This window comes from Solwaraspora sp. WMMA2056 (assembly GCF_030345095.1).
Lineage (GTDB): Bacteria > Actinomycetota > Actinomycetes > Mycobacteriales > Micromonosporaceae > Micromonospora_E.
Map to the genome: position 1 here is coordinate 4,427,620 of NZ_CP128360.1, position 16,177 is coordinate 4,443,796.

At 71.9% G+C, this 16,177-nt stretch carries 10 protein-coding genes; 6 read left to right on the forward strand and 4 right to left on the reverse strand.

The window, feature by feature from the left end; translation table 11 throughout:
• Positions 1 to 19 precede the first annotated feature (19 nt).
• Entirely contained in the window at positions 20 to 2,971 is a 2,952-nt protein-coding gene (locus O7608_RS20015) for a hypothetical protein (protein ID WP_289206060.1), read from the forward strand.
• Positions 2,972 to 3,017: 46 nt separating this feature from the next.
• On the opposite strand, the gene eccB is transcribed toward O7608_RS20015, so the two are convergent.
• Together eccB and eccD are read right to left on the reverse strand one after the other, a co-directional pair.
• A complete protein-coding gene (eccB, locus tag O7608_RS20020) occupies positions 3,018 to 4,454 on the reverse strand; it encodes a type VII secretion protein EccB (RefSeq protein WP_289206061.1) in 1,437 nt (478 codons plus the stop codon).
• Between the two features lie 4 nt (positions 4,455 to 4,458).
• Complete coding sequence (gene eccD / locus O7608_RS20025; protein ID WP_289206062.1) at positions 4,459 to 5,814, reverse strand: type VII secretion integral membrane protein EccD; 1,356 nt, start codon at positions 5,812 to 5,814, stop codon at positions 4,459 to 4,461.
• 214 nt (positions 5,815 to 6,028) lie between these two features.
• Here eccD and eccCa point away from each other — a divergent pair, with 214 nt between their 5' ends.
• Complete coding sequence (gene eccCa, locus O7608_RS20030; RefSeq protein WP_502959223.1) at positions 6,029 to 9,967, forward strand: type VII secretion protein EccCa; 3,939 nt, start codon at positions 6,029 to 6,031, stop codon at positions 9,965 to 9,967.
• Between the two features lie 49 nt (positions 9,968 to 10,016).
• On the opposite strand, the gene O7608_RS20035 is transcribed toward eccCa, so the two are convergent.
• Positions 10,017 to 13,289, reverse strand: coding sequence for a right-handed parallel beta-helix repeat-containing protein (locus tag O7608_RS20035; RefSeq protein WP_289206064.1), 3,273 nt, complete (start codon positions 13,287 to 13,289; stop codon positions 10,017 to 10,019).
• A 261-nt stretch (positions 13,290 to 13,550) separates the two neighbouring features.
• On the opposite strand from O7608_RS20035, the gene O7608_RS20040 reads away from it, so the two are divergent.
• Positions 13,551 to 13,844 (forward strand): hypothetical protein, encoded by a 294-nt coding sequence (locus tag O7608_RS20040; RefSeq protein ID WP_289206065.1) that lies wholly within the window; start codon positions 13,551 to 13,553, stop codon positions 13,842 to 13,844.
• A complete protein-coding gene (locus tag O7608_RS20045; protein ID WP_289206066.1) occupies positions 13,844 to 14,245 on the forward strand; it encodes a YbaB/EbfC family nucleoid-associated protein in 402 nt (133 codons plus the stop codon). The genes O7608_RS20040 and O7608_RS20045 overlap by 1 nt, the downstream gene beginning before the upstream one ends.
• A 16-nt stretch (positions 14,246 to 14,261) precedes the next feature.
• On the opposite strand, the gene O7608_RS20050 is transcribed toward O7608_RS20045, so the two are convergent.
• Positions 14,262 to 14,618: a response regulator transcription factor gene (locus O7608_RS20050; protein WP_289206067.1), complete on the reverse strand. Its 357-nt coding sequence runs from the start codon at positions 14,616 to 14,618 to the stop codon at positions 14,262 to 14,264.
• Positions 14,619 to 15,014: 396 nt separating this feature from the next.
• On the opposite strand from O7608_RS20050, the gene O7608_RS20055 reads away from it, so the two are divergent.
• Positions 15,015 to 15,731 (forward strand): hypothetical protein, encoded by a 717-nt coding sequence (locus O7608_RS20055; protein ID WP_289206068.1) that lies wholly within the window; start codon positions 15,015 to 15,017, stop codon positions 15,729 to 15,731.
• Between the two features lie 111 nt (positions 15,732 to 15,842).
• Positions 15,843 to 16,154, forward strand: coding sequence for a hypothetical protein (locus O7608_RS20060; protein ID WP_289206069.1), 312 nt, complete (start codon positions 15,843 to 15,845; stop codon positions 16,152 to 16,154).
• The last annotated feature ends 23 nt before the right edge of the window (positions 16,155 to 16,177 follow it).

Genomic DNA, 16,177 nt, shown 5'->3' on the forward strand with positions numbered 1-16,177 from the left:
GACCTGAAGGCAACGCACAGTGGTCGACACCGTACCGGCCAGCGATCAGCAGTGGGAGCTGGCCAACGCGCTGTTCCTGCCCTCGGACGCGGAAGTCGCCTACCGCCAGCACGTCGCTGGCCCGGACGCGCCCAAGTGGGTCACCGAGGGTGACGCCCTCGTGCTCTCCTATCCGCCGCCCACCGCCTCGGCCAACCTGCGCTACAAGGACTTCGACGCCTTCGCCGTCTTCGCCGTCCAGGGCACCGGCCTCGGCACGCCCTACACGACCGGCCCGCAGCAAGGTGTCTGGCAGTGGCAGCAGGACGAGATAGATGTCGACAAGTGGGTGGTCGCCGGGCTCAAGCTCGACGACCAGTTCGAGTCGATGCCCAAGGACAGCCCGATCCGACGGTTCGAGAATCTGCAGCTCAGCCTCAACTCGCTGATCAATTACAACCCGGCCGCCAACGACGTGGCGTCCCGCCGCACGTTCTGGACAAATGAGACGGTCCTGGTTGGCGTCGGCAAATGGGCGGAGCACTGGGCCAACGAGTTCAAGCGTTACGCCAGCGAGCTCAAGACCGACGCCAGCGCGTGGGAGGGTTCAGCGGCCGGGCAGTTCGCGGCGCTGCTGCGCGAATTCGAGAAACGCCTGCGCGAAGTGCACCGGGAGGTGTATCCGGGTGGGGCGACCAGCGTCCCGAGAGCCATCGGCGACGGGGTGTTGGCGATGGAGAAGGCGCTGAACGACCTGTACCGCGGGCACGTGGCCTTCTACTCCGACCCGGAGTCCTGGGTCCCCCGCTACCACGTCTTCAACGCGCTGCACGACCACTACAAAGGTGTCCAGAACGCGGTGCGCCTGGAGGACAACAAGCCGGTCTTCCTGAACGAGAGCTACGACCCTCGTAGCCAGGTGATGCGCGACGCCGTCGACAAGGCGGCGAAGGCCAGCTGGCTCGCCGAGGTCGAGAAGATCCTCGACCCTGTCGGGCGGACCGTCATCAGTTCGATCCGTACCCAGTACGGCACCTCCGCCGAGGTCTTCGCCAACGCGAAGTTCGATACGGCCCCTCGGCTCGTGCCGCCGACCTCCAGCGGCTCCGGCGGCGGCAACGGCAACAGTGAGATCGAGAAGCTCCAGGACGACTACGAGAAGACCATCGACAAGCTGGTCGACAGGTACGACAAGATCATCGCTGATCTCGAGGACGACCTGCGGAACCAGAAGGACGAGTTCGAGGAGATCCTGAAGCAGAACAACGACGACAACCGCGAAGCGATGAACAAGATGGAGGAAGACTACGAGCGGGTCATCGACGACCTTCAGGATGACATGCGTGCGCAGAAAGAGTCGTACGACGAGATCATCAAGGACTTGAACGACGATCAGCGCACCAACATCGCCGGCATGAAGGAGGACTACGAGCGGGTCATCGACGGGCTGCAGAACGACCTGACCGCCCAGAAGGAGGACTTCGACAGTATCCTGCGTGGTGAGGGCGGGCCGAACCAGTTCGCCACCGTCAACCCTGGACCCCTCCTGCTGCCTACGGCCCCGCAGTCCGGTTCTGGTGGCAACGACCCGGCACGACTGCAGTACCCGGAAGGCACTGTGCTCGGACCGGATGGCCGGCCGATCCTTGACGCCGACGGTGCACCGGTGGTGCTGCCGCCCGGATCCCGGATCGGCCCGGACGGCACCGTGACCGGCCCGGACGGCCAACCGGTTCGCGACGGCGATGGCGCACCGGTGCTGGTGCCGCCCGGTTCGTCGATCGTCACCGACGTTCCCCGCGCCCCCGCCCCCCAGGTCGGCCGACTCGAACCACCCGCCGGCGGGTTCGACAGCCCACCACCGGACTTGCAGACCGCCTGGGACCTCGCCCGCGACCCCAACCCGATGTGGCTGGTGCCGGGCGGTGACGGCGGCCTCAACCTGGTCGGGCCGGACAGCACTCAGCGCTCGATCGGCGGTCTGGAGCTGGTACCGGACGGCAAGGGCGGCTACGACCTCGTCACCGACGGCGGCACCCGCACCCCGGTCGGCGGGTTCGACCTCGTTCCCGGCGACACCGACGGGGTGCGCCTGCTACCCAACGGCGACGGCGGCGTCGACCTGGTCAGCCCGGACGGTACCCGACGCACCATCGAAGGTCTGGTGCTGGTGCCGGACGGCAAGGGTGGCTACGACCTGGTCACCGACGGCGGCACCCGTACCCCGGTGGACTGGCTCAGCCCGGGCAGCCCCGTCCCCCCACCTGGCACGATCGTCCCGCCGGAGGTCGTCGTGCCGAGCCCGACGCCCCGCCCCGATCTGGTCGGCGGCCGGGACGACTTCGGCCTCGACATTCCCCGACCCGGTCCCGGTGTCCTGGTGCCGCCCGCCGCCGACCTGGTCGGCGGCGACGGCACCCCAGGTGGGGGCGTGTCCGGCCCCGGCTCGCTGGTCGGCGGAGTCGGCGGCACGCCAGGCCAGGTGCCGGCGGGGCAGACGCCGGCGTCGGCGGGCACGTCCGACGGTGCCGGGCTCGGCCCCTCGGCGGGTGCCAGTGGTACGGCGGGGTCGAACTATCCGCCGTACCTGCCACCGCCCGGTGGCGGCGGCGGAGGTGGTGGCGGCAGCCAGGACCAGCCCCGCAACCGGACGCCGTACCCCCTGCGGGAGGAGATCGACCAGGCTCGCAGCAGGGCGAACCGGCGCAAGAGCGACGAGCCGCGCGGCTGGCCGTGGGAGACGACCGAGTCGACCCCGGAGCCGCCCGCACCCGCGACCGCGGACGACATCCTGAACGTGCTGGCCGGCAACCCGCAGCGGCCCGGAACGACCCACCGGCCGGCCAAGGACGCCGCCGAGGACCTGCCGGTCGGCGACGCCCGGGAGTCCGGGCTCGCCGCGACACGGGTGCCTACCATGGAGGACACCATCCGGGGCGAGGAGAACACCTGGGGTGCCGACTCTGCCGCCAGCGGCGACACCTCCCGCTGACTGTCGCCGTACGCCGCTCAGCCGCCGGGTCTGCGCCGCCGGGGTATCAGTCGCAGTCCGGCCGGGCCGGCCCCGCCGGTGCCGTGCCGCTGCGGTACGCCTGCGGATCCAGTAACGGACCGGTCGGTAGCAGATCGACCAGGGCCGCCGGCAGCCGTCCCACCGGCGCGCCCCGGTAGCCGAGCCCGGCGGCCGGTCCGTCGGCACCGAGCGGATACCGTACGCCGTTGTCGGCCACCAGGTACCAGGCCGCCGTCGGAGTGGTCTGCAGCAGCACGCCGGTGTCGCCGCGGACCGCGACCTGGTCCACCTGACCGCACCCCGGCACCACGCCGGCCGGCAGGGTGCCACCGGTCGTGACGCCACCCGGCACGGGTGTCAGCGGCTGCGCGGTGACCAGCGTCAGGGTCGGCTGTTGCTGGTCGGCCGACACGCTGGCGCACAGGTCCACGCCGGCCAGGTCGACCGGTGCCGGCGGTGCCGTTGGCAGCGCGTCGATCCGGGTGCCCAGCGGGGTGTCCGAGCGATGCTCGGCGATGTCGTTGGCGCCCAGTGGCACCAGCTGCGGGGTGGCTCCGTCGTACGCCTGCTGCTGGGTGCGGGCGTCGCCGATCAGCAGCGCCAGCACCGTCGGGGTCAACTGGGCCAGACCGTCGGCGGTGAGCAGGTACGCCGACCCGCCCGGCCCGCTGAACAGCTGGCCGATCCGGCTGGGACGACCGGCCAGCGTCGGGCCGGAGGTGCCCCGCCCGGGCACCTCCGGCGCCGTCAGGTCCGGCCCGGCCGGCAGCAACCGCAGGAACTCGGCGGGCACTGGGCGGACCGTCGCGGCGCCGTACCCCAACGCCTCCCGGGCCCCGCCGTCGGTGTCGATCAGGTGCCGGGTCTCGCCGACCAGCAGGTGGACGCTGCCGTCCGGGGCACCCACCAGCGCCGCGTCACCGCCGAGTGGGGCGACTGTGCGCGCGGCGGCGACCTCCAGGGTGAACCGGGGCGCGGCGTCGTCACCGGTGCCGGCATGTCCCGCGCAGGCCAGCCAGGGCGCCACGCTGAGCCCGGCGGTGTCAGGTAGCCGTTCCGGCACGCCGACCACCCCCAGCGGTACGCCGCGTGGCGTGCCCGTCAACGCGGCACCGCGGACGGTCACCACCGACGGCTTGTTGTCGAGCAGCAACTGCAGGCTGGTCAGGTTCGCCACCGGATGCAGCACGCCGTTGGCGTACAGGTAGCGGGCCCCGGTGTCGAGGTCGACCACGACCGCGCCGTTGACCCGCCAGTTGACCTCGCGGGCCGGCGGGAACAGGACGGTGACGATGGTGACCAGCACCGCCACGATGAACGCGATGGCAAGGCCGCCGGCGATGCCCCGCAGCGACCGCCCGGTGGGCTGGTCCGGATGGTCCGGGGCCGAGCGCAGCAGCGCCGCCGACAACCGGCTCATCATGAACATGTGCGCCTGGACCTGATCGCGGCGGGACTGCACCAGTTCAGCCCATCACGCTGCGGATCAGGCCGTACAGGCCGAGCACCTGGAGCATCAGGGGCACCGTCACGGCCGCCGCCACCGTGTGCGCCAGGTCCGCGGCCCGCCCCCAGTACGGTACGAACCGTCGGCCGGGCACGTAGTGGCTGGCAACGACGAGGCCGGCCGAGGCGGCGATCAGGGCACCGGCGATGACGAGGAACCCGATCGGCCCGGTCCGCGCCACCAGGTCCAGCAGGATCAGCACCACCCCCGCGCTGCCCGGCAGCGCCGCCGCCAGCCGCTGCCAGCGGGCCCGCAGCACCAGGGCGTGCAGCAGCAGCCGCAGCGTGAGCACCGAGGTGAGGGCGAACGTCCACCAACCGTCCTGACTGGACAGTACGAACAGGCAGGCAGCCTCGACGGCGCCGCTGGCCAGGTACAGCCAGTTGAGGAACACGTCGGCGCGGGCCGTGCGTCGCCGGACGCCGCTGTCCGGCAGCGGCTCGACCTCCTCGGCCAACTGGCCGGCGTCGGCCGGCAGCATCGGCATCCGTAGCCCGGCGAGTCGGAAGGCGGTGGCCGGTAGCAGCGAGTTGACCACCACTGCGGTGACCGCGACGATTGCCGCCGCGCCGGCTGCGGTGGCGCCGACCAGGAGAACGACCCCGGCCAGTGCCGCCTGGCCGCCGATCAGACAGGCCGCGGTGAACACCGGCGCGATCCGGGCGCCGACCGCCGGTACCGCCACCAGCGCCGCCGCCACCACCGCCAGCCCGGCCAGCAGCAGCGCGGCACCAGCGTCCGGCGCGAAGACGGTGACTCCGAGGGACAGGTACGCCGTACCACCGGTGGCCAGCACCCCGGCCGCCGCCGGATGTACCCGGGCCCGGGCCACCGCGGCGGCCGCGCCGAGCAGCACCACGCCCAGGGCCAGCGCCGCGAACGTCCCCGGTCGACCGGCTCCGGTCAGCAGGAGCCCCAGCAGGGTGAGCGCGGCGGCGACCCAGGTCAGCAGCAGCGCCCTGGTCCAGGCCGGTCGCCAGGTGTCGGACCGTTCGGCCATCGCGGTGACCACCCCGTCGACCATGTCGTCGAAGTGCACCGCCGGAATCTCGGCGTAGTACGGCCGCAGGTGCAGGTGCTCGCCGTCGACCAGGCCCGCCGCCCGCAGGGTCTGTTCGCCGTCGAGCCGGCTGCCGTCGAGCCGTTGCAGGACCCAGCCGCCGTGCGGGATGCCGGCCTCGGCGAGATCCTCGCCGCCGAGGCGCACGACGGTCGGCAGTAGTTCGGCGATCACCACGTCGGTGGGCAACGCCAACTCGACCCGCCCCGAGGGCGTCACGACGACCAGCCGGCACAAGGTGTCGACGTCTGCCACCAGAGGTAGCCTTTCCATGAACCGTGCCGGTATCACACTGGAATAGTCCGATGACCAGCGGGTTGTCCAATCCGTCCATCGGAGACTGGGTGAATCCCCAGACAATCGCCGCCTTCTGGCCTGTCGCCGGGCCGCGGCGCAGGATGGCGCGGTGAGCACGCTGCTGATCCGACGGCCGCCCCGGCCGCCAGGGCCGGAAGCCGTCGAGGGCGACATGACGCTCCAGGAACCACCGGAGCTGCCCGAGCCGGTCAGCGGTCTGTCGCAGATGCTGAGCTACCTGCCGATGGCGCTCGCCTCGCTGGGCATGGTGATCATCTTCCTGCGGCCGGTCGGCGGCGGCGGCGCCGGTCTGACCATCTTCGCGGTCGGACTGATCCTCATCGCCGCCCTGGCCATGGTGCTCAGTCAGGTGCTCCGGACCGCACGCGACCGCAAACGGCAGCTGCACGGCGAACGGCGGGACTACCTCAGTTACCTGAGCCGGATCCGCCGACAGGTCCGTGCCGCCGTGATCAGCCACCACCGTGCCCAGCAGTGGCGTCACCCTGATCCGCAGGCCTTGCCGAACTTCGTCGGCACCTCCCGCATGTGGGAACGGCGACCGAGCCACGACGACTTCACCGAGATTCGCCTCGCCACCGGCGTGCAGCCGCTCGGGCTGCGGTTCCACCCGCTGAACACCAAGCCGGTGGAGAATCTCGAACCGTTGTCCGCCCACGCCCTGCGACGCTTCGTCGAGGCGTACCGCACCGTGCCGGACCAGCCGATCACCGTGACGCTCGGCCGTTACGCCCGGGTACTGCTGCACGGTGACCGTCCCACCGCCGTGGCGCTGGTCCGCGCGTTGCTCGCCGAGACGGCGGTGTTCCACGGGCCGGAGGAGGTCCGGATCGTCGTCGTCGCCGACGGTGGGGTACGGCAACGGTGGGAGTGGGTCAAGTGGCTGCCGCACGCGCTGCACCCCGACGACGACGACGGGGCCGGACCGGTACGGCTGTTCACCGACCGGGTGGCCGACCTGGAACGACTGCTCGGTGAGGAGTTCGCCGCCCGGGGCGGGTTCACCGCCGAGGCCACGGCCAGCGTCGACGAGCCGTACGTCATCGTGCTGCTCGACGGGGTCGAGGTGCCGGAGAACCACCGGATCCGCTACGACGGGTACCGCAACGTCACCGTGCTCGACCTGGCCGGCGCGTTACCGTGGCGGACCGGCGCGCAGACGCTGTGGCTGCGGATCTCGGCACAGCAGGTCGAGTCCGTCACCGCCGCCGCCGACCAGTCCGAGCGGGTGACGGTCCTGGGCCGCCCCGTCGGACTCGGGCCGGCGACCGCGACCGCGCTCGCGACCGCGCTCGCCCCGCTGCGGCTCAGCGGTGGACCCGACAGCGGGGAGGCCCTGACCGCCGACGTCGAACTGACCACCATGCTGGGCATCGCCGACCTGAACCGGCACGACCCGGCGCAGCTGTGGCAGCGCTGGCCGGCCGACCGCCGTCTGCGGGTGCCGATCGGGGTGTCCGCCGACGGCCGCAGCGTCGAACTGGACATCAAGGAGTCCGCGCGCGGCGGCATGGGCCCGCACGGGCTGCTCATCGGCGCCACCGGATCCGGCAAGTCGGAACTGCTGCGGACCCTGGTGCTCGGGCTGGCGCTGACCCACTCGTCGGAGACGCTCAACTTCATCCTGGTCGACTTCAAGGGTGGGGCGACCTTCCTCGGGCTGGACCAGCTGCCGCACACCTCGGCGGTGATCACCAACCTCGCTGACGAGGAGGCACTGGTCGGCCGGATGGAGGATGCCCTCAACGGCGAGATCGTCCGCCGCCAGGAAGTGCTGCGCCGGGTCGGGGTCACCTCCGCCGCCGACTACGCGGCCCGTCGCGCCCGCACCGACCCCACCCTCACGCCGCTGCCCAGCCTGTTCGTCGTGGTCGACGAGTTCAGCGAGCTGCTCGCCGCGCACCGGGACTTCATCGACCTCTTCGTCATGATCGGCCGCCTCGGGCGCAGCCTCGGTGTGCACCTGCTGCTGGCGTCGCAGCGGCTCGACGAGGGCCGGGTGCACCAGCTCGAGTCCCACCTGTCGTACCGGATCGGCCTGCGTACCTTCTCGGCGATGGAAAGCCGCGGGGTCCTCGGCGTACCGGACGCCTACGAGCTGCCGTCGCAGCCGGGCAACGGGTTCCTCAAGACCGACGTGACCACGATGGTGCGGTTCAAGGCGGCGTACGTCTCGGGCCGTTACCGGCCGAGCCGTAGGTCCGGTCCGGAGACCGGTGTCGCGACCCGGGTGGTGCCCTACCACAGCGGCTGGGTCGAGCGTCCGGACGACGACCAGCCGCCGCCGGTCGAACCGGCACCCGGCGACGACCCGGCCGGCCCCACCGATGAGGACGCGCCGTCGCTGCTGGAGCTCGCGTTGGACCGGCTGCGCGACAGCGGCCCCCCGGCCCACCAGGTGTGGCTGCCACCTCTGGGTGACGCGCCGACCCTCGACGAACTGCTGCCGCCGGTGCGCACCGATCCGCAGCGCGGACTCACCTGGCGACGGCGGGCCGACCCGGCGCAGCTGTCCGTCCCGGTCGGCGTCGTGGACCGGCCTTTCGACCAGCGGCGGGACCTGCTCACCGTCGATCTGGCCGGAGCCGGCGGGCACGTCGGCGTCGCCGGTGGTCCGCAGAGTGGAAAGAGCACCCTGCTCCGTACGCTGATCATGAGCCTGGCACTGTCACACACCCCAACCGAGGTGCAGATCTACTGCCTGGACTTCGGCGGCGGCCTGCTGTCGGGCATCGCCCGCCTGCCGCACGTCGGCGGGGTCGCAGGCCGGCTCGACAGCGAACGGATCAGCCGCACCATCGCCGAGGTACTGGAGGTGATGAGCCGCCGGGAACGGCTGTTCGCCACCGCCGGGGTGGACTCCATGGTCGACTTCCGGCGTCGGCGGGCCGCCGGTGAGTTCCCCGAGGAGACCCACGGCGACGTGTTCCTCGTCGTCGACGGGTGGGCGACGGTCCGTCACGACCTGATCGACCTGACCCCCGCATTCACCAGCATCGTGTCCCGTGGGCTCAGCTACGGCGTGCACCTGGTGGTGGCGGCCGCCCGCTGGGGCGAGATCTCCACGAACCTGCGGGATCTCCTCGGCACCCGGCTCGAGCTGCGTCTCGGCGACGCCGTCGACTCGATGGTGAACATGCGGGTCGCGCAGACCGTGCCGAAGATCCCCGGCCGGGGCATCACCGAGACCAAGCTGCACTTCCTGACCGCGCTGCCCCGGCTGTCGCACCTGGTGGGTGACACCGGGGACCCCGGCGACGGGGTTTCCGCCACCGTCGACGCGATCCGCGCCGCCTGGCCGGGCGAACGGGCGCCGGCGGTACGGATGCTGCCGGCGGTACTCGGAGCCGACCAGCTTCCGGCGGCGGACGGATCGCTGCGGGTGCCCCTCGGCTGGGAAGGGCAGACCCTGGGCGTGCAGTGGCACGACTTCGAGGAGAACCCGCACCTGGTCGTCGCCGGGGACGCCGAGACCGGCAAGACCAACCTGCTCAAGCTCGTGGTCGCCGCCGTCGTCGCCCGCTACAGCCCGGACGAGGCGCGGGTGATGGCGGTGGACGTCCGCCGTGGCCTCTACGATGCCATCCCCACCGAGCACCAGCTCGGCTACGGGGTGTCGGCCGCCGGAATCAAACAGATGGTCGAGTCGGTGGCCCGCGCCATGCGTCAGCGGCTGCCCGACTCCAGCATCACCCCGGCGCAGCTGCGCCGCCGGGACTGGTGGCAGGGCCCGGAGCTGTACCTGGTGGTCGACGACTACGACATGGTGTCGGGTTCGTCCGGGGTCAACCCGTTCGGTCCACTGCTGGAGTTCCTCGCCCAGGGCACCGAACTGGGCCTGCACCTGGTGGTGGCACGCAGCGCCAACGGACTGTCCCGGGCCATGATGGATCCGCTGCTACGGACCCTGATGGAGGTCAACAGCCCCGCTCTGCTGCTGTCCTGCCCGCCGGCGGAGGGTGTGCTGTTCAACAACGTACGACCCCGGGTGCTGCCGACCGGCCGGGCGCAGCACATCACCCGTCGTCGGTTGACCGAGGTGCAGACCGCCCTGGTCGAGCCGGACCCGCCGGCGAACCTGCTGTCCTGACCGCCGCCGGGCCGGCCTCCCCGCGACCGGTCGACCACGCCTGACCGGGTCAGCCGACGCCGACGCGTTCGGGCAGGTCGTCGGGGAGCAACAGCCGCATCTCGTCGACGCTGGCCCCGGGCCGGGCCAGCAGCCGCCCGGCCTGCCGGGTCACCATGGCCTGCAGCAGCGTCCTGGCGTACCGGGCGTTGCCGAAGGTCTCGGTGCGGGGCACCGCCGCGAAGTGGGCCCGCAGCGCGTCGAGCGTCGCAGGGGCGCACTCGTAGCCGTCCGCGCCGGCCGCCTGCGCCACGATCGTCACCAACTCGTCGTCGGAGTAGCTGTCGAAGGTGATGGTCCGGCTGAACCGTGACGCCAGCCCCGGGTTCGACGACAGGAACTGGCGCATCTGCGCCGAGTAGCCGGCGGCGATCACCACCACGTCGTCGCGGTGGTCCTCCATCAGCTTCAGCAGTGTGTCCACCGCCTCCTGCCCGAAGTCGGCGACCGCGCCACCGGTGGAGGTCAACGTGTACGCCTCGTCGATGAACAGCACCCCGCCCCGGGCGCGGTCGAACGCCTCCTGGGTCAGCTGTGCCGTCTGGCCGATGTAGCGGCCGACGATGTCGGCCCGCGCCACCTCGACCAGCTGCCCGGTCCGCAGCAGGCCCAGCGAGGTCAGCAGCTCACCGTAGAGCCGGGCGACGGTCGTCTTGCCGGTTCCGGGCGGCCCGGCGAACACCAGGTGGTTGTCGATCGACATCGCGGGCAGCCCGGCCGCGCGTCGCATCCGGGCCGCCGCGAGCAGGTTGACCAGGTCCTCGACGGCGTCCTTCACCCCACGCAGACCGATCATGCCGCGCAGCCGCTCGACCGGCCCGTCGGCGTCCGGCTGTCCCGTCGCGCCGTGGTGGTCGGCGACGTCCGGCGGCAGCAGGGTGGTCAGCTCGTCGCCGTCCACCTCGGGTTGCGCGGCGAGCCGGCCGGCCTGCCGGTCCACCATCTCCTCGAAGGTCCGTCGGGCGGTCCGGCCGTTGCCGAAGGTGCGGTCGCGCGGCATCCGGTCGAAGTGCGCCGCGAGCGTCTCGGCGGTGCCCGGCCCCAGCCGGTAGCGATGCTCTGCGGCGAGCTGACCGACGATCGTGACCATCTCGTCGCTGGTGTAGTTCTCGAACTCGATGGTCCGGCTGAACCGTGACGCCAACCCGGGATTCGACGCGGCGAACCGCCGCATGTCGTCGGAGTAGCCGGCGGCGATCACCACGACGTCGTCGCGGTGGTCCTCCATCAACTTCACCAGGGTGTCGACGGCCTCACGGCCGAAATCGTGCCCGCCGGCCGACTCCTGGGCAGTCAGGGTGTACGCCTCGTCGATGAACAGCACACCGCCGAGCGCGGTGGTGAACACGTCGGTCGTCTTGATCGCCGTACCGCCGATGACCTGGGCGACCAAATCGCCCCGGCCGACTTCGACGAGATGTCCGCTGCGCAGCACACCCAGCTCGGCGAGGATGCCGCCGTACAGCCGCGCGACCGTGGTCTTCCCGGTCCCGGGCGGGCCGGCGAAGATGACGTGGCGGCTGGTCGGCGGCACCGGCAGACCGGCGGCCCGCCGCCGCTGGGCCATCCGGTTGAGGTCCACGAGGCTGGTCAACTGCCGTTTCACGGTCGGCAGCCCCACCATGGCCTGCAACTGCCGCAGCGGGCTGCCGTCAGCGACGTCGCCGTGGTCACCTCCGCCGTCCGCGCCGGCCACCGTGCCGGAGTCGTTGTCGCGGTCCACGACGTTGTCGGCACTGACCCGGGCCGCGCCGACGGCCTCCCGTAGCCCCGCGCCCCGGTTACCGGTCAGCTGGCAGTCGGTCAACGTGACCGGCTCGGCGCTGTCGACCCGGACCCCGTCCCCGCTGTTCTCGCTGACGGTGCAGCCGGTGAGTGACGCCCGCGCCTGCCCGCCGACCTGCACCCCGTGCCGACGGTTACGCAGGCTACGGGACCGGTCCGCGACCAGCTGGGCCTGCTCCTCGGCGAGCAGCCCGTGACCACCCGACCGGGTCGTCTCGCAGTCGGTGACGGTCACCCGGGCCCGGCCACCGACCGACACGCCGTGCTGCGCCGCGTCGCGGATGGTGACGGCGGTCAGCCGGGGATGCGCCGTACCGGCCACCCGGACCCCGTCCGCCCCGACCTCGGTGATCTCGCCGCCCTCGACCCGGCCCTGGCCGGCGCCCTCGATCAGCAGACCCGGGCCGTCGGTGCCGGTCAGCTGGCAGTCCCGCAGCAGGGGAGTGGCCGAATCGTCGACCCGCACCGCGGCTCCGGTGCCACGCTCGACGGTCAACCGGTGCAGCTGCGGGTTCGCCCGTTCGAGTACCGCGACGCCGCAGCCGCCGGCCCGCCGTACGGTGAGGTCGGTCAGCACCGGTCCGGCCGCGCCCTTGACGAACAGTCCGTCCATGCGCGCCTCGGTGACCTCGCACCGGCTGAAGGTGCCCCGGGCCTGCTCCACCACACAGATGCCGTACCCGCCTGGCCGGTCCACCCGCAGCCCGTCGACGACCGGGTCGGAGACGTCGCCGACGACCACACCGTGGCTGCGGGTGTCGCTGACCTGGCAGTCGGTCAGTGTCACCCGGGACTTGCTGGTCACGTAGATGCCGACGTCGGTGTCCCGGACGGTGGTCCGCCGGATGCGGGTGGTGCACTGCTGCTCCAGGGCGATCGCCGGCTTGTCGGTCGCCGACACCTCGCAGTCCTCGATCAGCCCCCGGCCCTGCCCGTTGACGCAGATGCCGTTGCCCCGGGCGTCGCGCAGCACGCACCGGCGTACCACCGGGTCGCCGCGTTCGGCGATGACCAGGGCGGACGTGCCGACGTGCTCGACGACGCTGTCCTCCAGCACGCTGCCGGCCCCGGAGGTGTCGACGACACCGGCACCTTCGGGATTGACGACCCGGCAGCCGCGCATCGCCACCGCTCCCTGGTTGGCGGCCAGGACCGCCGTCCAGCCGGCACCGGCGACCTCGCAGTCGTCGACCTCCACCTGCCCGCGCAGCACCTCCAGGGTCGCGGCCTCGGCGTCCTGACCCTGCAGGACCAGACCGGCCAGCTTGACCGCCTCGCCCAGCACCCGGATCACGGGCCCGGTACGGGTGGTGATCCGCACCGAACCACGGCCGTCGGTGGCGGTGATGGTGACCACCGTGGTCACGGTCAGGCGTTCGTCGTACTGACCGGGTGCGACCGTGATCAGCGCGCCGGGTTGGGCCGCGCGCAGAGCATCGGAGATCGTGCGATGGCCCCCGGGGCGGGACGGGTCGACCGTCAGCACCTGGCGCGTCACGCGGGCATCGCCGTCCCGTCGAGTTGTGAGGACCGGACGCCATATGGTGGCCCCGACGTCGCGGACCGAATCTGTCGAACCTGACTTCGCGCACAGGATACTCCAGGGGTGTCGGCGGGCCCGACGGCGTGGTCGGCAACGCTGGGGTGGTCACTAGTAATCGGGGTACGGGACCGCGCCACCCTGGCCTGGGCGGCGGGGCAGGCCGTACCGTGCGGCGTGCGGGGACCGTACGATGCTGTTTCGTCCTAAGGAGTGGCTGTGGCCGACATCCACCTGAACCACCCGGGCCTGAGCCAGGCCATCGACGACATGGTGCAGGCGACGGGACAGATGCGAAACGCCATGCAGCAGCTCATGCAGGGCCTCGTTCCGTTCGAGCAGACCTTCGACGCCGACGGTTCCCGTCCGCAGTGGGACGCGTTCAAGCTGGCCGTGGCGCAGGCTGACGAGCAGATGCAGAACTCGTTCGGCAAGGGCGCGATGGCGCTGGGCGAGATGCAGAACATCCACATCGACTCCGACCGGCGCAGCACCAACATCCTGGGCGGCTGATGACCTCCGCGTGGGACGCCCGGATCCAGCAGGGCATGGCGGAGGTCCGCCGCTATCAGGAGGAGCTGGCGCAGATGCAGCGGTCGCTGCAGGAGCGCAGCGCCTCGGTGACCACTGCGGACCGGGCGCTGACAGTGGTCGTCGGCGCGCAGGGTGAGCTGAAGGAGATCGACTTTCACGGCGCCGCGTACCGGTCGATGGCCGGATCCGATCTGGCCAGAGCGATCCTCGGGGCCTACCAACAGGCCCGGACGAAGATGACGGCCGAGACCGACCAGGTGGTGCGTTCGTTCGTCGAACGCGGCACCGGCATCCGGGACACGATGGTCGGCGACAATCCTTTGGAAGATCTGCTCGGCCCGATCCGTCAGGCCGCCCGGGACATCGGCAAACTCGACTGACCGGAGTCAGCCGGGTTCAGCCACGGGCACCGGGCCGGGGGCCACTGTCGCGTACCGCGTCGGGCGCGACCCGCGGCGGCCACTGTCCGTCGTCGAGCACCCTGAGCGCATAGGCGCGGGCCACCAGCGCCGGCCGGTTGGCCGCATGCAGCCGACGCAGCAGCGCGGCGACGTGGTACTCCACGCCCTGCGGGCTCAGGTGCAGCGCCGCCGCCAGTTCGGCAGTGGACGCGCCGGCGGCCACCCCCTCCAGCACCCGGGCCCCGCTACGACGGAGCAGCGCGATCGTGGTGAGTCGGCCGGCCATCGCCCCGCCGCCCGGCCGGTCCAGCGTCGCCGGGCGGGAGAAGTACGGGCGCGTACCGGAGCGCAACGCCTCGAAACGCTGCGGAACTCGGCCCGGTGGCGGGGGTGCAGCAGATCGGCGAAGGGCCAGCCGTGCACCTCGGTCGGCTTCCGGCGCAGCTGCCCCACGAACGTCGGTGACAGGTGGACCACCCGGCCGTCGGCGTCGAGTTGGGTCAGCCGGCCGCCCTCGGCGTGCACGAGCGGGCTGAACAGGTCGGAAGATGGGCTGTAGGAGACCCAGACCGAACACAGCGAGTCGGTCCGTCACCTCCGGAACCGGCGTCAAGGTCAAGCAGAAGGGCTGGTCCGGGCAGTACGCCGCCGGCCTGATGCGCTACGTGGAACCGCTGCCGCGGCCGACCACGCATGGGACGCCGCCGCCCGGGACGCGACGCCGGCGTCCGGTCCGCTGCGTGACGCGGTGGTCGCCGCCCGTCGTGCCCGTGACGCGGCGATCGCGGCCGCACCAGCGGACCGCGCGGCGGCCGACGAGCGTTGGCGCGGCGCTGCGGATCTGCTGGTACGGGTACTGGCCCCGGCGGCCGGCCCGGTCGACGCGTCGGCCTCGTCCACCGCACCGGATCCCCTGGTCGCGCAGGCCTGGGCTGTGCTGCGGACGGCACAACCGGCCATCGACGCTCACCGGGCGCATGCCGATGCCGGTGCCGCGCTCGCCGACGCTCGCCGGGAGCTGGCCGCCGATCCCCGCGAGGCCGCCTGGCGGCAGTTGCGTCAGTGGGCCGGCGAGCTGGGTGCCATCCTGACCGCACCATCGTCCACTCCGGCGCGGCCGGGGTCGACCACCCCGGCGACCAGGTTGACGCTGAGGCGGCACCTGCGCGCGCAGCCACCAGCGGCGGGCCAGCTCACCGGCGTGGCCGCCGTCCGGCAGGCGGTCGACCTGGTCCTGGATGGGCGGCTACCGGAGGCGGTGGCACTGGCACGCATCCTGCGGGTGCCGCCATCGGACCGGGTGTCGGGCGTGGAGCTGATCGGTCGGGTTGGCGACCCGCCATCCCGAGCATGCGGTCGCGCTGCGTCAGGTCGCGGAAGTCATCGTCGCCTGTCGGAGCTGACCAGCGGGCGGATCACTCCGTGGGCAGGGCCTGCTCGACGGGGTCTGCCAGGCCAAGTCTAGGGAAATGTCCATGGCGACAGCCGGCGGCGGTCTGCAGGGTTGACCATGCAGAGTTGTCCTAGCGCTGCCGGGTGGGCGTGCGGTGGCGCGGGGATTGCCGGGGGGAGTCGCGTGTCCGAGCTTGTAGTACCCAGCGATCTGCGGTTGCGGTTCGCCCGGTTCGGCCAGGCCGAGCAGGTGTTGGGGCGACTCGGTGAGACGATCGAGCAGATCCACGACCTCAATCTCGCGGGTGCGGGCAGCACCTCCGACGAGATCGCGCAGACCTATCGGTCCAAGGTGGATGGCCCGACGGACAACCTGAAGGTCCTCGTCACGCGGGTCCGTGGGGTGCTGATGATGACCGACGAGGGTGGTCAGCAGGCCAGCGAAACGTTCGCCCAGGGTGAAGTGGAAGCAGGGAACCAGGGCCGGCGCTGGTGAGTCCACCGCCGGCAGCGGGGTGA

What these genes read in the sequence shown, in the direction of transcription:
- eccCa (WP_502959223.1), top strand. Translation starts at nt 6,029, where the DNA reads ATGACGCTCCAGGAACCACCGGAGCTGCCCGAGCCGGTCAGCGGTCTG.
- O7608_RS20045 (WP_289206066.1), top strand. Translation starts at nt 13,844, where the DNA reads ATGACCTCCGCGTGGGACGCCCGGATCCAGCAGGGCATGGCGGAGGTC.